The following is a 20,441-nucleotide window of genomic DNA, read 5'->3' on the forward strand; positions in this document are numbered from 1 at the left end:
CCGATGTGCCGGCGAGCTGTATTTGGGATGTCCCCGACCACCACCGACCCTACCTCTCCGGGGCCCCGGGGGTGACATCGAGACGCCCCATTCCCGGCAGGGCGGCCCGTACCCGCCAGTAGGGGTACGGACCGCCCGGGGCGACGGGGACCGATCACCCGATTTCGCTACACCGTGTCAGTCCCCCGCATCCCGGTTTTCACTCGTCCAGGGCACGCAGCGCCTGCCGGACCAGTGCCGTCCGGGCGGCGGGTTCGGTGAGGTGCTCCAGGCCGAAACCGAGCAGCACGGTGTCGTCCGTGGTGATGGCGCCGTAGGTCTGGAACAGGGTGCCGGTGCGGGTCCAGTCCTTCAGGACGGCGGGGCTGCCGGCCGGCGGTCCCGCCACCTGCCAGGCGCCGAGCGAGGTCTCGAAGCCCTCGGTCTGCGCGGCGGTGCCGCCGACGACCAGCGAGGCCTCGTCGGCGAGGACGCCGCGTCCGCCGCTGCCGGGGTCGGTGACGTAGGCGAGGGACACCTCGACGGACTTCCCGGCGTAGGCGCTCAGGTCGAACTCGACCTGCCGCCATCCCCCGGAGGAGCCGGTGAGGCTGTTCCACTGCCCGGTGGTGCCGGTGGCGGTGCAGCCGTCGTCGGACAGGGTGAGGTAGTGCTCCAGCCAGGGGTGCTCGCCCATGTAGAAGCCGGCCCCGCACTCGGACGGTACGGCGGTGCCGGTCGCGCCGCCGGCCTCGGGGAGCGTGGTCCAGTCGTCGGCGCCGGTGGTGTGCGCCTCGACCAGGGCGTGGTCGTAGCCGCGTTCGGTGTCCCACAGGAGCTGGGTGCGCAGGGTGGGGCGGTCGGCGGCGGTGACACCGGTGAGGTCGACGGTGCGGGTGAGGCGCTTGTAGGCGTCGTCGGTGTGGACGGCGGCGGCCATCCACTCGCCCGCGTAGGGCCCGTACGGGTTGACGGTCCCGGCGAACTTCCCGGCGCCCTCGCTGGCGAACTGGGGGTAGGTGCCGGCGGGCAGCTGGTCCGAGGTGACGCTGTAGGTCCCGGCCGCGTCCAGCGGGTTGCCCGGGGCGTCACCGAGGGCGCCGGTGGTGCCGCCGAGCTTGCCGGAGCCGGTGAATCCGGTGGCTCCGGAGGTCGAGGTGCGAGTGTAGGCGCCCAGGTAGTACTGGCTGAAGTCGTTCGACAGCGTGCCGTCGCCGAGGTCGACGCTGCCGCCGGCCCGCTCGCCCGCCTCGATCAGCCTGCCGCCCTCGTTGAGGTAGGCGCGGAGCTGGAGCTGGGTGGCGTTGCCCGGGTTCGCCGCACCGGTGTAGTGGACGACGGTGTCGAAGTGGCCGAGGACGCCGAGCGCGTCGGGCGCGCCCTGGGTGGCGACGTCCCAGACGGCCGCCCGCTTGCCGTTGGCCCTGAGGGCGTCCACGTACGTCTGTGCCTGTGTGGCCTTCGCGCCCTCCTCGGCGACGACGAGGACGTCCGCGCGGGGCCGCTCGGCGATCGTGTACGTGAAGTGCTCGCTCTCGGTCCGCTTGCCCTTCTTCGTCTCGCCGGTGAACCAGACCTCGACCTTGTCGCCGCGGTCGCCGTCCTTGACCTTGGCGCGGTACTCGTCGAAGTAGAGGTTGTCCTCACCGCCGTACGTCTCGCCGCCGCGCCAGGGCTTCAGGGCCATGTCGTGGACGCGTCCGCCGTTGACCCGGTATTTCAGCTCCTTGTCGCGCACCGACTTGCGCGCTACGACGGAGACCTCCTGGTCGGCGCCGCGCGAGTAGGACGTGGTGAAGGGGGCCGGGGTGAAGTCGGCGGCCTCGACACCTACGGACGACGACGGGCGGTCGGGGTGCGCGGCGGACTCGGCGACGGAGAGCGCGAAGGGGATGTTCTTCTCGAACTCCTCCTGGATCAGCTTCTCGTCGTCGGGGAAGTTGAAGCCGGACTGGCAGTCGCCCGCGTTCCACTCGTCGTCGGGGTACTGGTCGGAGATGGTCTGGCAGGTCGACATCTCCGGGGTGAACATCGCCACGCCGTTGACGTTGGCCGCGTGGCCGTCCGCCTCGCCGTTGGTGGTGTAGAGCTCCGAGGAGACCTGCGGGCGGTAGCCCGGGATCGCGGAGTTCTCGGGCGTGCCGGCGAGCGCCTGGTAGAGGACGTCGTCCGGGGTGTGGGTGGCGACCTGCCAGCCGACGCCGTAGAGGAGCAGTTCGGCGGCGGAGTGGTAGTTGATGCCGTAGGCGAAGCCGATCCGCTTCTGGAAGCGGTCCAGGGCCTTGGTCTCGGGCTCGGAGTTCGGGCCGGCGCCGCGGTAGGTCTGGCTGGTGGGGTTCGGGGACGAGCCCTCGTCGTCGTAGCCCCACTTGTAGGCGAAGTTGCGGTTGAGGTCGACGCCGTCGCCGGTGCTGATGGTGCCGTCGCCGTTGTTGTCGCGCAGGTTCTTGCGCCACAGGCGGTTGTCGGTGTTCTCGAAGGTGTAGTCGTAGCCGTCGGGGTTGGCCGACAGCAGGAACCACAGTTCGGTGGAGTCGACCAGCTTCTTGATCCGCCGGTCCTTCTTGTAGTTGTCCAGGTAGTGGTGCATCAGCCGCCGGGTCATCTCCGGGGTGATCCACTCTCGCGCGTGCTGGTTGGACATGTAGAGGACGGCGGGCTTGGAGCCGTCCCGGGTCTTGTCCGCGTGCTTGGTGAGCTTGAGGGCGAGGAATGTCCTTGCCGTTCACCGTCTTGCCGATGGAGACGACCTTGGTGAGGCGGGGGTGTTCCCGCGCGGTGCGGAGGATCTCCTCCTCGAGGCCGCCGCTGCCGCTGTAGGGGCGGAAGACGCCTTCGGCGGCGTCCTCGACCCGCTTCTCGGCACGGGTGGAGAGGGTGTGCTCCTTGAGGTCGACGCCCTGTTTCTCCAGCTTCCCGGCCTGCTGGTCGGTGAGGTAGACCTCGACGGTGGCGGTGCCCTTGTCGGGGATCCGCTCACCGAGTTCGTGGCCGTCCTGGCCGGCGGCCAGCAGCAGGGGGACCTGCTCCTGGGTGACGTCGGCGCGGAAGACCTTGACCTCGTCCGCGTCGGTGTCCGCGGAGTCCGAGGGTTGTGCCTGGGCGATGGGTGCGAAGCTCGCTCCGCCGATCAGGAGCGCGCCGACAGCGAGGATCGATCTCGCTCTTCGTCTCATGAACCCCCCTAGATGGGGCCTGTCCGACAGGCCTGGGTTCGCCACAGCAGCGAACAGATGCCAGGCTCATGACAGCTCATGATCGAGTCAAGAGCGCGGGAAGGACACGCGAAGGCGGATGCGGGCCACCCGAGTGGGCGCTTGCCCGGCTGGTTGACGACTCAGTTGCTGCGGGGTCGGGGTGCGTGCGGTGGGCCGTCGTGCGTTCGGTCGGCCGACAGGCTTGGGAGGGCCGGCCGGGCGAGGGACCAGCCCGGTCGGCTTGCGCGCCCTGTCGGCTTGCCCGCCCGGTCGTCCGACCCGCTCGATAGCCCGGTCGGACGAGGGGCCAGCCGGTTCGGTCGGCCGGCGGACTTGTGTGCCCGGCCAGACGGCAGACGTGCGCGCCCGGCCAGCCGGCAGGCGCTGCACCCCGGACGACCGACCGGCTTGCCCACCCCATCGGGCGCGAGGCCAACCAGTCCGATCGGCCGACAGGCCTGCGCTGTCAGACGGCAGACGCGCGCCCCCTCAATCGACCCGCTCCGCGCGTCCGGTCAGCCGACCGGCTTGCCAAACCCAGTACGACGACAGACCTGCCCGCCCGGCCAGACAGCGGCCATGCGAGCCCCGTCAGCCGACAGGCTCCGCACCCCCGGACGGCCGACCGGCCTGTCGACTCAGTCGGCCGAGAGCCCACCCGCCCGGTCGGCCAGCAGGCCTGCGCGCCCCGTCAGCCGACAGGCCTGCGCGTCCGGTCAGCCGACCAGGTTGTCGGCCAGTTCGTCGCTGAGGTTGGCGTCCGTGCCGGGGATGCCGAGGTCGGAGGCCCTCTTGTCGGCCATGGCAAGCAGTCGGCGGATGCGGCCGGCGACGGCGTCCTTGGTCAGCGGCGGGTCGGCGAGGGCGCCCAGCTCCTCCAGCGAGGCCTGCTTGTGCTCCATCCGCAGCCGGCCCGCGGCGGCGAGGTGCTCGGGCACGTCGTCGGCGAGGATCTCCAGGGCCCGCTGGACCCGGGCCCCGGCGGCGACGGCCGCGCGGGCCGAGCGGCGCAGGTTGGCGTCGTCGAAGTTGGCGAGGCGGTTGGCGGTGGCCCGGACCTCGCGGCGCATCCGCCGCTCCTCCCAGGCCAGCACCGAGTCGTGTGCGCCGAGCCGGGTGAGCAGGGCGCCGATCGCGTCGCCGTCGCGAACCACGACCCGGTCCACGCCCCGCACCTCGCGGGCCTTGGCGGCGATCGACAGCCGACGGGCGGCGCCGACCAGGGCGAGCGCGGCCTCGGGGCCCGGACAGGTGACCTCCAGGGAGGAGGACCGGCCGGGCTCGGTGAGCGAACCGTGCGCCAGGAACGCGCCCCGCCAGGCGGCCTCGGCGTCGCAGGTGGCCCCCGAGACCACCTGCGGCGGCAGACCGCGGATGGGCCGGCCCCGCCCGTCGACCAGGCCGGTCTGCCGGGCGAGCTGGTCACCGCCCGCGACCACCCGAACGACGTAACGCGACCCGCGGCGCAGCCCGCCGGGCGCCATCACGATCAGCTCGGAACTGTGCCCGAAGATCTCCAGGATGTCCCGCTTGAGCCGGCGCGCCGCGTTCGCCGTGTCCAGCTCCGCCTCGATCACGATGCGCCCGCTCACCAGGTGAAGGCCGCCGGCGAACCGCAGAACGGCGGAGACCTCCGCCTTTCTGCAGCAGGTCCGGGTGACGGGGAGCCGGGAGATCTCGTCCTTCACCGCTGCCGTCATCGCCATGGGCCGATCCTTCCATGCATCCGAAAAATACGGTCGTACGCGGCGGCCAGCAGCTCCGGGTCGTGCCTCGGGGTCCCGTCGGTCCGGGCTACCGGAGCCAGCTCGACCGCGGCGCCGAACCGTTTCGCGGCATCGGTGAGCGAGTCACGGTCGGGCACGGCGGCCTCGTCGGCCAGCACCACGTCCAGGGCGAGTTTAGGGGCGTGTCGTCCCAAAACCTCCAAATGACGCTGCGGTGAGAAGCCCTCGGTTTCCCCGGGCTGCGGCGCGAGGTTCAGGGAGAGCACCCGGCGCGCCTTCGTCTCGACGAGCGCGTCCAGCAGGTCGGGCACGAGCAGGTGCGGGATGACCGAGGAGAACCAGGAGCCGGGGCCGAGCACCACCCAGTCGGCGTCCAGGACGGCCTCGACCGCCTCGGGGACGGCCGGCGGGTCGTTCGGCACCAGGTGCACGGACTGCACCTCCCCCGGGGTGAGCGCCACGGTCGCCTGACCACGCACGGTGTCCACCTCGTCGGGCCGCTCCGGGTCGTGCCCCTTCACCAGGGCCTGCAGCTCCAGCGGCACGGCGGACATGGGCAGCACCCGTCCGTGCGCGCCGAGCAGCTTGCCGACCAGGTCGAGGGCCTGGACGTGGTCACCGAGCTGCTCCCACAGGGCGACGATCAGCAGATTGCCGACCGCGTGTTCGTGCAGGTCGCCCTGGGACTGGAAGCGGTGCTGGATGACGCGGGCCCAGGTCTGGCCCCAGTCGTCGTCGCCGCACAGCGCGGCCAGCGCCTTGCGCAGGTCGCCGGGCGGCAGCACACCGAGCTCGTCACGGAGGCGCCCGCTGGAACCGCCGTCGTCGGCCACGGTGACGACCGCGGTGAGGTCGCCGGTGATCCGGCGCAGTGCGGCGAGCGAGGCGGACAGGCCCATGCCGCCGCCGAGGGCGACGACCTTGGGCTGGGTGCCCCGGCGGCGCGGCTTGCCGCCGCGCGCCTGCTCGGGCCGGGCGGCGCGGGCCTCGGCGGGTCTGCCGCCGCGCCCTTCGGGCACGACCCGGCGCAGCCTGCTCAGCCGCGGAGTACGTCCTGTCATTCCCGTCCCATGTCCCGGTGGACGACCACCGTCTCCACGCCCTCGGCGGCGAGCCGGGCGGCGAGCTTCTCCGACATGGCCACGGACCGGTGCTTGCCGCCGGTGCAGCCGACGGCGACGGTCACATAGCGCTTGCCCTCCCGACGGTAACCCGCCGCGATCATCTGGAGCAGCTCGGTGTAGCGGTCGAGGAACTCCTTGGCCCCGGGCCGGCTGAGGACATAGGAGGACACCTCCTCGTTCAGGCCGGTGAACGGGCGCAGCTCCGGGACCCAGTGCGGGTTGGGCAGGAAGCGCATGTCCACGACCAGGTCGGCGTCGACCGGGAGGCCGTACTTGAAGCCGAAGGACATGACGGTGGCCCGCAGCTCGGGCTCCTCGTCCCCGGCGAACTGGGCGTCCATCTTGGCGCGCAGCTCGTGCACGTTGAGACTGGAGGTGTCGATCACCAGGTCGGCGTCGCCGCGCAGCTCGCGCAGCAGCTCCCGCTCGGCGGCGATGCCGTCCACGATGCGGCCGTCGCCCTGGAGGGGGTGCGGCCGGCGCACCGACTCGAAGCGGCGCACCAGGGCGTCGTCGGAGGACTCCAGGAAGACGATCCTGCGGGTGACGCCGCGGGCGTCGAGGTCGGCGAGTGATTCGCGCAGGTTGTCGAAGAAGCGCCGGCCGCGGACGTCGACGACGACCGCGATCCGCGCCACGTTGCCCTGCGAGCGGGCGCCGAGCTCCACCATGGTGGGGATCAACGCGGGCGGCAGGTTGTCGACGACGAACCAGCCGAGGTCCTCCAGACACTTGGCGGCCGTCGAGCGGCCGGCCCCGGACATGCCGGAGATGATCACCAGCTCGGGGATGGCCGCCTCGTGCGCCCCGGCTGTTTCCTTGCCCGTACTCACCTGTGCTCCGTCGTTCTGGCGCGGGTCCGGTCCGGCCGTCCGCGGGTCCGCGTCCTCGCCGGCCGTGCCGTGGGCCTGTTCTCGTCCCGCTGTGGGCTGTGCCTCGTGCTCGGTCATCTCTCCTGCCCCCGTCGTTCGTCCGGGGTGCCCGCGGGCACGGGCTCCCCCGGGGCATCCGCCGTCGTCTCGGGTGCCCCGTCCTCGTCATCCATGATCTCTCCGGTCGCCGTGTTCACGGCGGGCGCGGCCGGAGTGGCCCGGGCGAGGGCCACGGCGACGGTCTCCGCCGTCTTGCGGCCTATGCCGGGCACCGCGCAGATCTGGTCGATCGTCGCCGACCTGAGCTTCTTCACCGAGCCGAAGTGCTTGATCAGCGCCTGCTTGCGGGTCTCCCCCAGTCCGGGCACGTCGTCCAGGGGGCTCGACCGGAAGCGCTTGGCGCGCTTGGCGCGCTGGTAGGTGATCGCGAAGCGGTGGGCCTCGTCACGGACCCGCTGGAGCAGGTACAGGCCCTCGCTGGTGCGGGGCAGGACCACCGGGTCGTCGTCGCCGGGCAGCCACACCTCCTCCAGACGCTTGGCGAGGCCGCAGACGGCGATGTCGTCGATCCCCAGCTCGTCCAGCGCCCGCTGGGCCGCCGCGACCTGCGGCTGCCCGCCGTCGACGACGACGAGCTGGGGCGGGTAGGCGAAGCGTCTGGGCCTGCCGTCGTCGTCCTTGAGGGCGGGGCCGTCCACGAGGGCCTCGCCATCGGCCTGCGCGGCCGGGCCGTCCGTGAGGGACCGGCCGTCGGCGCCCTTCTCGGCACCAGCTGCTTCCGCCGCGTCCGCGTCCGGGCCGTCCGCCCACTCGCCGGTCCTCTCCTTCTCGGCGAGGTAGCGGCGGAAGCGGCGGGTGATGACCTCGTGCATGGAACGGACGTCGTCCTGTCCCGCGAAGCCCTTGATCTGGAACCGGCGGTATTCGCTCTTCCGGGCCAGCCCGTCCTCGAAGACGACCATGGAGGCCACGACGTCGTCGCCCTGGAGGTGCGAGATGTCGTAGCACTCGATGCGCAGCGGGGCGCTGTCCAGGTCCAGGGCCTCGGCGATCTCCTCCAGCGCGCGCGAGCGCGTGGTCAGGTCGGAGGCGCGCTTGGTCTTGTGCAGGACGAGCGCCTGCTGGGCGTTGCGCTGGACGGTCTCCATCAGCGCCTTCTTGTCGCCACGCTGCGGGATGCGCAGCGAGACCCCCGAGCCCCGGCGCTCGGTCAGCCACTGCTGGACCGGCTCCACCGGGTCGGGCAGGGCGGGGACCAGGACCTCCTTGGGGACGGCGTCCCCGGTTTCCTCGCCGTAGAGCTGCTGGAGGGCGTGCTCGACGAGGGCGCCGGTGGTGATCTCCTCCACCTTGTCGGTGACCCAGCCGCGCTGGCCGCGCACCCGTCCGCCGCGCACGTGGAAAATCTGGACGGCCGCCTCCAGCTCGTCCTCGGCGACCGCGATCAGGTCGGCGTCGGTCGCGTCGGCGAGCACGACCGCGCTCTTCTCCATGGCCTTCTTCAGGGCGCCGATGTCGTCGCGCAGGCGTGCCGCCCGCTCGTACTCCAGGTCCTCGGCCGCGTCGGCCATCTGCCGCTCCAGACGGCGCAGGTAGGTGCCGGTGCGGCCGGCCATGAAGTCGCAGAACTCCTCGGCGAGCTCCCGGTGGTCCTCGGGGGCGATCCGCTCCACGCAGGGCGCGGAGCACTTGCCGATGTAGCCGAGCAGGCAGGGGCGGCCGGTGCGGGCCGCGTTCTTGAAGACGCCGGCGGAGCAGGTACGCACCGGGAAGACGCGCAGCAGGAGGTCGACCGTGTCGCGGATCGCCCAGGCGTGTCCGTACGGCCCGAAGTAGCGCACGCCCTTCTTCTTGTGGCCGCGCATCACCTGCACGCGCGGGAACTCCTCGTTCATCGTCACCGCGAGGTACGGGTAGCTCTTGTCGTCGCGGTACTTGACGTTGAACCGGGGGTCGTACTCCTTGATCCAGGAGTACTCCAGCTGCAGCGCCTCGACCTCCGTGGACACCACCGTCCACTCCACGGAGGCGGCCGTGGTGACCATGGTGCGGGTGCGGGGGTGCAGGTTCGCCAGGTCCTGGAAGTAGTTCGCCAGGCGCTGGCGCAGGCTCTTCGCCTTTCCGACGTAGATCACCCGGCGGTGCTCGTCACGGAACCTGTACACCCCCGGGGAGTCCGGGATCTCACCCGGCCTGGGGCGGTAGCTGGAGGGGTCGGCCATGACTCACACCCTACTGGCGGGGACCGACACTCCGGCGGGGCTGTGGACGACGGGCCGCGGGACCTGTGGACACCGGCCGCGGGGGCACGTGGACACCCCGGCGCGCGGCTGGGGCGAGACGGTCCGGGGCCGGCCGGTCACGCCGGGTGCCCTCGGGACGCCCGGCCCGTGCGTTCTCGGCCAGGACCGCGTCACGGTCGGGCTTCAGGTGTTGTCGCGACCAGGCCAACACGCTTCAATGCGGGGGGACTCGGGGCCCTGAGGCGCGGCGCACGGATGTGCAGACCCCTGCGCCACGACCGGGGGGGGGCGGCCCCGGTCGATCCACGTCGAACGGTCTGACCAGCCGTCGTGTCCTTCACAGAAAGGCCCCTGCATGCCGCACGCCACCCAGCACCTGGACGTCGCCACCGCGGACCTCGACTCGGCCCTGCGCGGTGGCCCCTTCCACGTGGCCCTGCGCGCCGCGATCGCCGCTCGCGGGCTGCCGCTGCAGCGCGTGCAGCACCATCTGTCGCGCCGCGGGGTGAAGGTGGGCGTCACGAGCCTCAGCTACTGGCAGCAGGGCGCCCGGCGCCCCCAGCGCCCGGAGTCGCTGCGGGCCGTGCGGGCCCTGGAGGAGATACTCCAGCTGCCCGAGGAGTCACTGATACGCCTGCTGTCCGAGGCCGAGGAGGCCCCTTCGGACCGGCGGCCCGCCGCCCGCTCCTACCGCGCCCACGTGGAGGCCTCCGGTGTCCTGGAGCGGCTGCTGGCCGAGCTGGGCCATCCCCCGTCGGACGGCGGGGTACACGTCCTCGGGCACCACGAACGGATCCGGATCGGAGCCCGCCGCGAGCTCGCCGCCCGCGAGTCGCACCACATCGTCCGCGCCCACCGCGACGGCGTCGACCGCTTCGTCGCCGTCCACCACGGCGACCCGGGCTGCGCTCCCGCGCGGATGACCGTTCACGCGCTGGAGAACTGCCGCACGGGACGGGTCCGCACCCACCACGACACCGGTGTGCTGGTGACCGAGCTGCTCTTCGACACGCGTCTGCGGGCCGGCGACACCCACCTCTTCCGCTACGGCGTCGAGGACGGCACGGCGGGGGTGAGCCGCGAATACGTCCGCGGGTTCGGCGCGGCGGGCGGGCAGTACGCCCTCCAGGTGCGGTTCGACGCGGCGGCCCTGCCGGTGCGCTGCCACCGGTTCACTCAGCACTCGCCGGCGGCTCCGCGCGGTGGCCGGCAGGAGCTCGTCCTCAGCGGGCGGCACCACTCCGTGCACCTCGTGGAACCGCGGATGCGGTCGGGGATGCTCGGGATCGGGTGGGACTGGGAGTGAACGGGCGGGAACCCCGGTGAGCGGGCGGCCGCGGTCCCGACCGGTCAGGTACCGGGGCTCGCGACGATCCGGCCCTGCTTCACCTCGACCGGCAGCTCGATGAGCGGCACGGTCGCCGGGGCGTGCAGCACCTCGCCGGTCCGGGCGTCGAACTCGCTGCCGTGACAGGGGCAGACGAGTTTCGTCCCCTCCAGCTTCCTGATGGGGCACCCCGCGTGCGTACAGACCGTGCTGAACGCCTTCAGGGAGCCGTCCTCGGCCCGGCTGACCACAACGTTGTGGTCCCGGTCCAGCTTCGTCGCCCCCTTGGCGACCGCCCCGTCCGCGCCGAGGTCGACGGGTGCGGTCGGGCGGGCGGGCGCGGCACCGTCGTCGCCCGGTGAGCAGGCGGCCGCGCCGAGGCCGGCGACGGGCGTGAGGGCCGCCGTACGCAGGACGGTACGGCGGCTCGGGGCGGGACGGCCGGGCATGCGGACTCCACTGGTCAGGGGGTGTGCAGGGCGACGATATCCGGCGGCCGGGGCCGCGCCGCGGGGTGGGTGCGCGGAAGTGGCGCTGGTCCGGAGGCCTTCGGAGCGGGGTGGCGCATACGTTCGCGCAAGCGTTTACGCGCCCGCTGGGGATGGGGTACGGTCCCGGCCAGACGCGCACGGTGCGGTGTGGCGGCCGACGCGGCCGTACACGGGAAGGGGAGCCGTCGATGGCGACCATGGCCGATGTCGCACGGAGCGCCGGAGTCTCCGTGGCGACCGTCTCGCACGTGCTCAACGACACCCGTCCGGTGCTGCCCCACACCCGGCGGGCGGTGCTGGACGCCGTGGAGCGGCTCGGCTACACCCCGAACACCCTCGCCCGCTCCCTGGTGACCTCCCGCACCCGCTCCATCGGGCTGGCGGTGTCGGCGATCAGCAACCCGTACTTCACTGAGATCCTCCAGGGCGTCGAGGCCGCCGCCCTGGAGCACGGCTACGGCCTGCTCATCGCCGATCCGCACGACGACCCCGAACACGAGCGCAAGGCCGTCCGGCTGCTGCACGAGCGTCGCGTGGACGGCATGATCGTCGCGCCCTCCGCCGACCCGCGCGACCTCGTCGCCTACCTCGGCCGCCACCGGGTGCCGACCGTGTTCCTCGACCGGGTCGTGGACACCCCGGACGGCGACGGCGCCCCGCGCTTCGACCAGGTCTGCGCCGAGGGCGCCGAGCCGACGGCCCGGCTGGTGACCCATCTCGCCGGGCTCGGCCACCGCGGGATCGGTCTGGTGGCGGGCCGGCGGGGGTTCAGCACGACGCGTGAGCGGATCACCGGGTACCGGCACGGCCTCGCCGCCGCCGGGTTGCCCTACGACGAACGGCTCCTGGTCCACGGCGACTCGGAGGCGGCGGGCGGCGAACGGGCCACGACCGCCGTGCTGTCCCTGCCGGTGCCGCCCACCGCGCTGGTCACCGCCAACAACGCGATGACCATCGGAGCGCTGCGCGCCGTGCGGGACCGCGGTCTGTCCGTGCCCGGCGACCTCGCACTGTGCTGCTTCGACGACTTCCCCTGGGCCGACCTGTTCTCCCCCCGGCTCACGGCTGTGGCGCAGCCCAGCAGGGAGCTCGGCACCCGGGCCGTCCGGTTGCTGCTGGACCGCCTCGCCGAGCCGGATCGGCCCGCCAGGACCGTGCGGTTGCCGTGCGCCTTCGTGCACCGCACCTCGTGCGGCTGCCCCGAGCGGGGCGAACAGCCCGAGCAAGCTTCCGTAATGGTTCACGAAAGGACACTCCCGTGATCGTCGTCGCCGGTGAGGCCCTGATCGACCTGGTACCGCAGGGCACGGGCGCCCTCGCCGCCCTGCGCCCGGCGCTCGGCGGCGGGCCCTACAACACGGCGGTCGCCCTGGGCCGGCTCGGCTCCCCCGCCGCCTTCTGCTCCCGGGTGTCCCACGACGCCTTCGGCGAGGCGCTGCTGGAGCGGCTGCGCGAGACCGGTGTGGACGTCACGCCGGTGCAGCGGGGGGCCGAGCCGACGACCCTCGCCGTGGCCTCGGTGGACGCGGACGGTAGCGCCGCCTACTCCTTCTACGTGGACGGGACGGCGGACCGGCTGTTCTCGGTGCCCGCCGTGCTGCCGTCGGATACCCGTGCGGTCTCCTTCGGGACCTGCTCGCTGGTGCTGGAGCCGGGCGCGAGCGCCTACGAGGAACTGCTGCGGGAGACGGCCGCGCGGGGCGTCTTCACGGCGCTGGATCCCAACATCCGGACCGGCCTGATCCCGGACCCCGACGCCTACCGGGCCCGGTTCAAGAGCTGGCTGCCGTCCGTGGCCCTGCTGAAACTGTCCGCCGAGGACGCCGAGTGGCTCGGCGGCACGCCCCGGGAATGGCTGGCGGCCGGTCCGGCGGCGGTCGTGGTCACCCGGGGCGGTGCCGGGCTGACGGCATACACCCGCGACGGGAGCGAGTACTCGGTGCCGGGCGAGCGGGTCGAGGTGGTGGACACGATCGGCGCGGGCGACACGGTGAACGCGGCGCTGCTGCACGGCCTCGCGGTACGGGACGCGCTCAGCGCGGAGGCGGTGGCCGCACTGGGGCCGGAGGGCTGGGCGGGACTGCTGGGCTTCGCCGCCCGCGCCGCGGCGGTCACCTGCTCGCGGGCGGGCGCGGAGCCGCCGTACGCTCACGAGGTGACCGGCTGAGCGCCGACGGCACCGGCCCCTGCCGCGGGCGTCGGCCCGTCGGCCGTACCGAGGTCAGCGAACAGACAGGTTCAGCGCGTCGGCGACGGCGTCGGGCACCTGGACGGACGGGTTGCGGTCGCGGACCTGTCCCAGCCGGGTGCGGTACTCGACGCGGACCCCGGCGAGCGTGGCCGTTCGGCGCGGCACCGGCCGGGGTCGGCATGCAGTTCGTGGAGTCGGCCGGTGCCTGAGCGGCTGGGCCGGGCGAGCGCCGAGCCGGGCTCCACGGGATCGTCCGTGGAGCCCGGCTCGGCTCCGGTTCAGGCTTTGCTCGTCCGCGTCGTCTTCTTCGCGGCGCTCTTGGTGGCGGTCTTGGCCGTCTTGGTGGCGGGCTTCTTCGCCGCCGTGCCGGTGACCGCCTTGGTGGTGGTCTTCTTGGCGGACGCCTTGGCCGCCACCGTCTTCGCCGCCGCCTTGCGCGGGGCCTTCACGGGGGCGGCGTCGCTGATGCGGTCCGCGCCGAGGACGTCCCGCAGGAACTTCCCGGTGTGGCTGGCGGGCACGGCGGCGACCTGCTCGGGCGTGCCCTCGGCGACCACCAGGCCACCGCCGGCGCCGCCCTCGGGGCCCATGTCGACGACCCAGTCTGCGGTCTTGATCACGTCGAGGTTGTGCTCGATGACGATGACCGAGTTGCCCTTGTCGACGAGGCCGGACAGGACGGTGAGCAGCTTGCTGATGTCCTCGAAGTGCAGCCCGGTGGTCGGCTCGTCCAGGACGTAGACCGTGCGTCCGGTGGAGCGGCGCTGCAGCTCGCTGGCGAGCTTGACGCGCTGGGCCTCACCGCCGGAGAGGGTGGTCGCGGACTGGCCGAGCCGGACGTAGCCGAGACCGACGTCCTTGAGGGTCTTCATGTGCCGGGAGATCGCGGGGACCGCCTCGAAGAAGTCCGTGGCCTCCTCGATCGGCATGTTCAGCACGTCGGCGATGGACTTGCCCTTGTAGTGGACCTCCAGGGTCTCCCGGTTGTACCGGGCGCCGTGGCAGACCTCGCACGGGACGTAGACGTCCGGGAGGAAGTTCATCTCGATCTTGATGGTGCCGTCGCCCGCGCAGTTCTCGCAGCGGCCGCCCTTGACGTTGAAGGAGAAGCGGCCGGGCAGATAGCCGCGGACCTTCGCCTCGGTCGTCTCGGCGAACAGCTTGCGGATGTGGTCGAAGACACCGGTGTACGTCGCCGGGTTGGACCGCGGGGTGCGGCCGATGGGCGACTGGTCGACGTGCACGACCTTGTCGACGAGGTCGTCGCCGTCCACGCGCGTGTGCCGGCCGGGCACGTTGCGCGCGCCGTTCAGCTCGCGGGCCAGGTGGGTGTAAAGGATGTCGTTGACCAGGGTCGACTTGCCGGAGCCGGAGACGCCGGTGACGGCCGTGAAGACGCCGAGCGGGAAGGAGACGTCGATGTCCTGGAGGTTGTTCTCGCGGGCGCCGTGCACGGTGAGCTGCCGGGCCGGGTCGCGGGGGCGCCGGATGTCGGGCAGCGGGATGGCCTTGCGGCCGGACAGGTAGAGGCCGGTCTGCGACTCGGCGTTGTCCAGCAGCTCCTTGAGTGAGCCGCTGTGTACCACCTTGCCGCCGTGCTCGCCGGCGCCGGGACCGATGTCGACGATCCAGTCGGCGACCTTGATGGTGTCCTCGTCGTGCTCGACGACGATGAGGGTGTTGCCCATGTCGCGGAGCCGGACGAGGGTCTCGATCAGCCGGTGGTTGTCGCGCTGGTGCAGGCCGATGGACGGCTCGTCGAGGACGTAGAGCACGCCGACGAGGCCGGAGCCGATCTGGGTGGCCAGGCGGATGCGCTGGGCCTCGCCGCCGGAGAGGGTGCCGGCCGCGCGGTTCAGCGAGAGGTAGTCCAGGCCGACGTCGACCAGGAACCGCAGCCGCTCGTTGACCTCCTTCAGGACGCGCTCGGCGATCTTCTTGTCGCGGGCGTTGAGCTTCAGCTCGCCCAGGAAGTCCGCGCAGTCGCTGATGGACATCGCCGACACCTCGGCGATCGACTTGCCCATGACGGTGACCGCGAGGACGAGGGGCTTGAGGCGCGTGCCCTCACAGGTGGGGCAGGGCACCTCGCGCATGTAGCCCTCGAAGCGCTCGCGGCTGGCGTCGCTCTCGGCCTCGCTGTGCCGGCGCTTGACGAAGGGGATCGCGCCCTCGAAGGCCGTGGTGTAGCGGCGCTCGCGCCCGTACCGGTTGCGGTAGCGGACCTCGACCTGGGTCTTGTGGCCGTTCAGCAGGGCCTTGCGGGCGCGCAGCGGCAGACCGGCGAAGGGGATGTCCGTGCGGAAGCCGAGGGCGTCCGCGAGGGCACCGATGAGGCGGCCGAAGTAGTCCTTGGTGTGCCCGTGCGACCAGGGGTGGATGGCTCCCTCGTCGAGGGACTTCTCCTCGTCGGGGACGATCAGCTCCGGGTCGACCTCCATGCGCGTGCCGATGCCGGAGCAGTCGGGGCAGGCGCCGAAGGGCGAGTTGAAGGAGAAGGAGCGGGGCTCCAGCTCCTCGAAGGACAGGTCGTCGTACGGGCAGTACAGGTGCTCGGAGTACATGCGCTCGCGCTCGGGGTCGTCCTCGGGGAGGTCGACGAAGTCGAGCACGACCATGCCGCCGGACAGACCGAGCGCGGTCTCCACGGAGTCGGTGAGCCGGCGCTTGGCAGTGTCCTTCACCGTGAGGCGGTCGACGACCACCTCGATGGTGTGCTTCTCCTGCTTCTTGAGCGTGGGCGGGTTGGAGAGCTGGATCGTCTCGCCGTCCACCCGCGCGCGGGAGTAGCCCTTGGTCTGGAGGTCCGAGAAGAGGTCGACGAACTCGCCCTTGCGCTCGCGCACCAGCGGTGACAGCACCTGGAAGCGGCTGCCCTCGGGCAGCTCCAGGACCTTGTCGACGATGGCCTGCGGCGACTGGCGCGAGATCGGCCGGGAGCACTGAGGGCAGTGGGGCTTGCCGATGCGCGCGAAGAGCAGGCGCAGGTAGTCGTAGACCTCGGTGATGGTGCCGACCGTGGAGCGCGGGTTGCGGGAGGTCGACTTCTGGTCGATGGAGACCGCCGGGGAGAGCCCCTCGATGAAGTCGACATCCGGCTTGTCCATCTGGCCGAGGAACTGCCGGGCGTAGGAGGAGAGCGACTCCACGTAGCGCCGCTGGCCCTCGGCGAAGATGGTGTCGAAGGCCAGGGAGGACTTGCCCGACCCGGACAGGCCCGTGAAGACGATGAGCGAGTCGCGAGGCAGGTCGAGCGAGACGTTCTTCAGGTTGTGCTCGCGCGCGCCACGGACGATGAGACGGTCGGCCACGCCGGTCCGCACCTTTCTTGAGAGAAGTGACAGGGGCGAGGCCCCCGTCTTTCTCAGACTAGGGGGAGCCACTGACAACGCCGGTCGGATTCACCGGTTGTCAACAAACCCCGACTTCCCAGCATGCCCGACGCCGCTTCCGACCATATAGCACGCACATTCGAATCGCGGGGGCCGTTCACAACCTTCACCCGAAGGTGTGGCGCGGTCTAGGGTCAGCACCATGATTGATCACGCTCATGACCTGGTGTGTGTACAGGACGCCACCGACCGGCTGCTCGCCGCGGTCGGGAAACTGGACAACGCGTCCGTGACGGAGTCGTCACGGCTTCCCGGCTGGAGCCGTGGCCACGTCCTCGCCCACCTCGCCCGCAACGCGGACGCCCTCGTGAACGTCCTCGAAGGACGCCCCATGTACGTCTCCGGCGAGGCCCGGGACGCCGACATCGAGCGGGACGCGCCACGCCCCCTCGACGCCCAGCTCGCCGACGTGCGCGAGAGCGCGGCCCGCTTCCAGGGCGCCGCCGCCGTCCCCGCGGACTGGTCGCGCACGGTGGAGCTGCGCAACGGGATCACCGACTCGGCGTCCCGGCTGCCGTTCCGGCGCTGGGTCGAGGTCGAGCTGCACCACGTGGACCTGGGCATCGGGTACGAGCTGGAGGATCTTCCGGCGGAGTTCACGGAGCGGGAGACCGACTTCCTCGCCGCGCGGTTCGCCGGGCACCCGGACGTGGCCTCCACCCGGCTCACCGACGGCACGCGCGCGTGGCGCACGGGCCGGGAGGCGGACGCTCCCGAAGTGACCGTCACCGGACGCCCGGCCGACCTGCTCGGCTGGCTCGCCGGACGCCGCGCGGGCTCCGCGCTGACGGTGGAGGGCGGTCCGCTGCCGGCGCTGCCTCCGCTGTAGCGTCCCCGGGAGGCGGTCTGCGGGCCGCCTCCCGGCGCTAGGCTGGCCTGCATGACGTACAGCGGAGAGGTCAGGGTCGGCGGACCCGCCGACGTGCACGAACTCAAAGACCTGATGATCACCAAGGTCGCGGTCGGCCCGATGGACAACAACGCCTATCTGCTGCGCTGCCGGGCCACCGACGAGCAGCTGCTGATCGATGCCGCCAACGACGCGCACACGCTGCTCGGCACGATCGGTGACGACGGCATCGCCTCCGTCGTCACCACCCACCGGCACGGCGACCACTGGCAGGCGCTCGCCGAGGTCGTCGCGGCCACCGGGGCCCGCACCCACGCCGGACGGCACGACGCCGAGGGTATCCCCGTGCCGACCGACGTCCCGCTCGACGACGGCGACACGGTCCGGGTGGGGCAGGTGGAGCTCACGGCACGCCACCTGGTCGGGCACACACCGGGCTCCATCGTCCTGGTGTACGACGACCCGCACGGGCATCCCCATGTGTTCACCGGGGACTGCCTCTTTCCGGGAGGTGTGGGCAACACCCATGACGATCCCAAGGCGTTCGCGAGCCTGATGCGGGACGTGCAGACCAAGGTCTTCGATGTGCTCCCGGACGAGACGTGGGTCTATCCCGGGCACGGCAGGGACACCACGCTCGGCGCGGAACGGCCGCACCTGCCGGAGTGGCACGCGCGCGGCTGGTGAGGCCACGGGGCACGGAGGGGCCGGCCTCGGTGTCGCAAGGCCGGCCGCGCCTCAGGCTTGGGCCGTTCCCGTCCCGGCCAGCACCGCGATCCGCTCCACGCCGAACACGTACCCCTGCACCCCGCACCCCGCGATCACCCCGTCGGCGCGCTGCGACACGTAGGAGTGGTGCCGGAACGGCTCACGCTGGTGGATGTTGGAGATGTGGACCTCCACCACCGGCAGGCCGTCGCAGGTGTTGAGCGCGTCCAGGATCGCGACGGAGGTGTGCGAGTAGGCGGCGGGATTGATCACGATCCCGCAGTGGTTCAGCCGGGCCTCGTGGATCCAGTCGACCAGTTCGCCCTCGTGGTTGGACTGCCGGAAGTCCACCGTGCCGCCGTGTGCCGCCGCCGCCTTCACGCACCGCGCCTCGACGTCGGCGAGGGTGTCGGAGCCGTAGATCTCCGGCTGGCGCTGGCCCAGCAGGTTCAGGTTGGGGCCGTTGAGGATCATGATCGGGGCGTTCGCCAGGGTGCGGGGCACGGTTCCTCCGGTCCGTTCGGGTGCGGCGGTCCTCGTACGGGCCGCCGCTCGGACCCCGGTTTATCACGGTGCGCCGACCGCCCGGCCGGCCCTACCCTCCGTCCATGACGACGATCGAGTACCCGCCCAAGCCGTCGCCCGGTGACCGCGTCGCGGTGATATCGCCGTCCTCAGGGCTGCCGGGGCTCTTCCCGCTCCCCTACGAGCTGGGCCTGGAGCGGCTGCGCAAGGAGTTCGGCCTGGAGCCCGTCGAGTATCCGGCGACGCGGAAGATGGGCTCGACGCCGGCCGAGCGGGCCGCCGACATCCACGCGGCCTTCGCCGACCCGGGGATCAAGGCCGTCATCGCGTCGATCGGCGGCGACGACCAGATCACCGTCCTGCCGCTGCTGGACCGGGAGCTGATCCGGGCCAACCCGAAGCCGTTCTTCGGCGTGAGCGACAACACGAACCTGCTCGCGTACCTGCGCAACACGGGCATCGTCGGCTACCACGGCGCGAGCGTCATGGTGGAGCTGGGCCGTCCCGTCGCCATGCACCCGCAGACCGCCGACTCACTGCGCGCGGCGCTGTTCACGTCCGGCCCGTACGAGCTCAGGCCCGCCGAGCGCTTCAACGACGTCAACCGCGACTGGGCCGACCCGGCCACCTTCGAGGCGGAACCGTCGATGCGGACCGGGTCGGGCTGGTCCTGGGTGAACGCCGACCGGGTGGTCGAGGGACGGACCTGGGGCGGCTGCCTGGAGATCCTGGCCTGGCTGCTGATGGCCGACCGCGAGATCGCCCGCGACCCGGCGGAGTACGACGGCGGCGTGCTGCTCCTGGAGACCTCCGAGGAGCTGCCGAGCGCGGCGGAGGTCTTCCGCACCCTGCGCAACATGGGCGAGCGCGGGCTGCTCGGCCGCTTCTCCGCACTGCTGATGGCCCGCCCGAAGACCTGGTCCTTCGAGCGCCCCAACAGCCCCGAGGAGGGTGAACGGTACGCGGCGCAGCAGCGCGAGGCGGTGCTGCGGGCGATGCGGGTCTACGCCCCCGAGGCCACGATCGTCTTCGACGTGGACTTCGGCCACACCGATCCGCAGGTCGTCGTCCCGTACGGAGGGACCGTGCGGGTCGACGGGCCCGCGCGGCGCATCACCGTCACGTACTGACGCTCCCCGCGTTCGGGGGATCGGCCGGCGCGAGGGATTGATCGCGAGTTCCAGGTACGCCGCGAACAGCACCGATACTGGCCACGGCGGAACCGAGAGCGAGGTTCAGGCTGGTCTGCACCCGGTCGCCGCGCGCGGAGCGCAACGCGGCGATGATCTCGGGGAGCAGTACGAGCAGGGCGATGACGACACCGACGACGGCGTGGTGCAGCCCGCGGCCTTCACCCCGTCCTCGACGGTGGGCGACACCCCTTTGGCCAGGCCGGCCACACCATCGGGGCCAGGGCGAGCAGCGCCAGGCTGATCAGTGCGGTGCGGGCGGACGGTCCCTGGGCGTGGTTCTCGGCGGCGATCACCTCGCGCTGCCGGGTGATCGGCAGGAAGTAGTCCCTGTGTCAGGGCCGCGCTCTTGTCGCCGCCGTCGGCCATCAGGGACCCGCGAAGGGTTCGCCGACCCCGCGTCCCCAGGTGGAGACCAGCAGCACGACCGCGACCACGGGCGTGACGGCCGTCCATTGGGTGACGAACTCCCTGGGAGGACTCCAGCACGCGGCCCCGAACGGAAGAGCGGCGGGGGGGGGGGCGCCCCCCCCCCCCCCCCCGGGGGGGGGGCCGGGGGGGGGGGGGGGGGGTGGGGGGGGGGGGGGGGTGGGTGGGTGGGGGGCGAGGCGGGCCGGGGTGCCGC

14 protein-coding genes and 2 pseudogenes are annotated in these 20,441 nt (G+C 72.2%); 6 read left to right on the top strand and 10 right to left on the bottom strand.

Going from position 1 to position 20,441, the window contains the following annotated elements; all coding sequences use genetic code 11:
- Nucleotides 1-199: 199 nt before the first annotated feature.
- The 5 genes and pseudogenes from ACFW47_RS30825 to uvrC form a co-directional block, all read right to left on the bottom strand.
- A pseudogene (locus ACFW47_RS30825) lies at nt 200-3,155 on the bottom strand (M14 family zinc carboxypeptidase).
- A 737-nt stretch (nt 3,156-3,892) separates the two neighbouring features.
- A complete protein-coding gene (gene whiA / locus ACFW47_RS30830) occupies nt 3,893-4,882 on the bottom strand; it encodes a DNA-binding protein WhiA (protein ID WP_019331050.1) in 990 nt (329 codons plus the stop codon).
- A complete protein-coding gene (gene yvcK / locus ACFW47_RS30835; RefSeq protein WP_386282436.1) occupies nt 4,873-5,964 on the bottom strand; it encodes a uridine diphosphate-N-acetylglucosamine-binding protein YvcK in 1,092 nt (363 codons plus the stop codon). Before yvcK ends, whiA begins: the two co-directional genes overlap by 10 nt.
- A complete protein-coding gene (rapZ, locus tag ACFW47_RS30840; RefSeq protein WP_386307744.1) occupies nt 5,961-6,977 on the bottom strand; it encodes an RNase adapter RapZ in 1,017 nt (338 codons plus the stop codon). Before rapZ ends, yvcK begins: the two co-directional genes overlap by 4 nt.
- A complete protein-coding gene (uvrC, locus tag ACFW47_RS30845) occupies nt 6,974-9,121 on the bottom strand; it encodes an excinuclease ABC subunit UvrC (protein ID WP_386307745.1) in 2,148 nt (715 codons plus the stop codon). Before uvrC ends, rapZ begins: the two co-directional genes overlap by 4 nt.
- A gap of 376 nt (nt 9,122-9,497) precedes the next feature.
- On the opposite strand from uvrC, the gene ACFW47_RS30850 reads away from it, so the two are divergent.
- Nucleotides 9,498-10,448, top strand: coding sequence for a hypothetical protein (locus tag ACFW47_RS30850; RefSeq protein WP_386282443.1), 951 nt, complete (start codon nt 9,498-9,500; stop codon nt 10,446-10,448).
- Between the two features lie 44 nt (nt 10,449-10,492).
- Here the strand turns inward: ACFW47_RS30850 and ACFW47_RS30855 are convergent, their stop codons facing one another.
- Complete coding sequence (locus tag ACFW47_RS30855) at nt 10,493-10,918, bottom strand: Rieske (2Fe-2S) protein (RefSeq protein ID WP_217254279.1); 426 nt, start codon at nt 10,916-10,918, stop codon at nt 10,493-10,495.
- Between the two features lie 230 nt (nt 10,919-11,148).
- Between ACFW47_RS30855 and ACFW47_RS30860 the strand changes: the two genes are divergently transcribed.
- Together ACFW47_RS30860 and ACFW47_RS30865 are read left to right on the top strand one after the other, a co-directional pair.
- A complete protein-coding gene (locus ACFW47_RS30860) occupies nt 11,149-12,222 on the top strand; it encodes a LacI family DNA-binding transcriptional regulator (RefSeq protein ID WP_386282447.1) in 1,074 nt (357 codons plus the stop codon).
- Complete coding sequence (locus ACFW47_RS30865; protein WP_386282449.1) at nt 12,219-13,127, top strand: carbohydrate kinase; 909 nt, start codon at nt 12,219-12,221, stop codon at nt 13,125-13,127. The genes ACFW47_RS30860 and ACFW47_RS30865 overlap by 4 nt, the downstream gene beginning before the upstream one ends.
- 54 nt (nt 13,128-13,181) lie before the next feature.
- Here the strand turns inward: ACFW47_RS30865 and ACFW47_RS30870 are convergent, their stop codons facing one another.
- The gene (locus ACFW47_RS30870) at nt 13,182-13,316 is read right to left on the bottom strand and encodes a hypothetical protein (protein WP_386282451.1); all 135 of its coding nucleotides are present in this window, start codon (nt 13,314-13,316) and stop codon (nt 13,182-13,184) included.
- 113 nt (nt 13,317-13,429) lie between these two features.
- Nucleotides 13,430-16,462 carry an excinuclease ABC subunit UvrA gene (uvrA, locus tag ACFW47_RS30875; RefSeq protein WP_386282454.1) on the bottom strand — a complete coding sequence of 1,011 codons (3,033 nt, stop codon included), beginning with the start codon at nt 16,460-16,462 and terminating at the stop codon, nt 13,430-13,432.
- 223 nt (nt 16,463-16,685) lie between these two features.
- Between uvrA and ACFW47_RS30880 the strand changes: the two genes are divergently transcribed.
- A complete protein-coding gene (locus tag ACFW47_RS30880; RefSeq protein ID WP_386307747.1) occupies nt 16,686-17,372 on the top strand; it encodes a maleylpyruvate isomerase family mycothiol-dependent enzyme in 687 nt (228 codons plus the stop codon).
- Nucleotides 17,373-17,423: 51 nt separating this feature from the next.
- On the top strand, nt 17,424-18,080 hold the full coding sequence (locus ACFW47_RS30885; RefSeq protein WP_386282459.1) for an MBL fold metallo-hydrolase: 657 nt from the start codon (nt 17,424-17,426) through the stop codon (nt 18,078-18,080).
- Between the two features lie 51 nt (nt 18,081-18,131).
- On the opposite strand, the gene aroQ is transcribed toward ACFW47_RS30885, so the two are convergent.
- Nucleotides 18,132-18,605 carry a type II 3-dehydroquinate dehydratase gene (gene aroQ, locus ACFW47_RS30890; protein WP_386282462.1) on the bottom strand — a complete coding sequence of 158 codons (474 nt, stop codon included), beginning with the start codon at nt 18,603-18,605 and terminating at the stop codon, nt 18,132-18,134.
- 104 nt (nt 18,606-18,709) lie between these two features.
- On the opposite strand from aroQ, the gene ACFW47_RS30895 reads away from it, so the two are divergent.
- The gene (locus tag ACFW47_RS30895; protein WP_386307750.1) at nt 18,710-19,756 is read left to right on the top strand and encodes a S66 peptidase family protein; all 1,047 of its coding nucleotides are present in this window, start codon (nt 18,710-18,712) and stop codon (nt 19,754-19,756) included.
- 70 nt (nt 19,757-19,826) lie between these two features.
- On the opposite strand, the pseudogene ACFW47_RS30900 reads toward ACFW47_RS30895, so the two are convergent.
- Nucleotides 19,827-20,151 (bottom strand): annotated as a pseudogene (locus ACFW47_RS30900) (ionic transporter y4hA); the annotation flags it as partial.
- Nucleotides 20,152-20,441 lie beyond the last annotated feature (290 nt).

The sequence above is a fragment of the Streptomyces sp. NPDC058796 genome (genome assembly GCF_042745235.1).
Taxonomy (GTDB): domain Bacteria; phylum Actinomycetota; class Actinomycetes; order Streptomycetales; family Streptomycetaceae; genus Streptomyces.

Bases quoted from the DNA above. Each gene is read 5' to 3' on its own strand.
- ACFW47_RS30895 (WP_386307750.1), top strand. From the start codon at position 18,710: ATGACGACGATCGAGTACCCGCCCAAGCCGTCGCCCGGTGACCGCGTC.
- ACFW47_RS30885 (WP_386282459.1), top strand. From the start codon at position 17,424: ATGACGTACAGCGGAGAGGTCAGGGTCGGCGGACCCGCCGACGTGCAC.
- ACFW47_RS30880 (WP_386307747.1), top strand. From the start codon at position 16,686: ATGATTGATCACGCTCATGACCTGGTGTGTGTACAGGACGCCACCGAC.
- yvcK (WP_386282436.1), bottom strand. From the start codon at position 5,964: ATGACAGGACGTACTCCGCGGCTGAGCAGGCTGCGCCGGGTCGTGCCC.
- rapZ (WP_386307744.1), bottom strand. From the start codon at position 6,977: ATGACCGAGCACGAGGCACAGCCCACAGCGGGACGAGAACAGGCCCAC.
- ACFW47_RS30855 (WP_217254279.1), bottom strand. From the start codon at position 10,918: ATGCCCGGCCGTCCCGCCCCGAGCCGCCGTACCGTCCTGCGTACGGCG.
- uvrC (WP_386307745.1), bottom strand. From the start codon at position 9,121: ATGGCCGACCCCTCCAGCTACCGCCCCAGGCCGGGTGAGATCCCGGAC.
- ACFW47_RS30860 (WP_386282447.1), top strand. From the start codon at position 11,149: ATGGCGACCATGGCCGATGTCGCACGGAGCGCCGGAGTCTCCGTGGCG.
- ACFW47_RS30850 (WP_386282443.1), top strand. From the start codon at position 9,498: ATGCCGCACGCCACCCAGCACCTGGACGTCGCCACCGCGGACCTCGAC.
- whiA (WP_019331050.1), bottom strand. From the start codon at position 4,882: ATGGCGATGACGGCAGCGGTGAAGGACGAGATCTCCCGGCTCCCCGTC.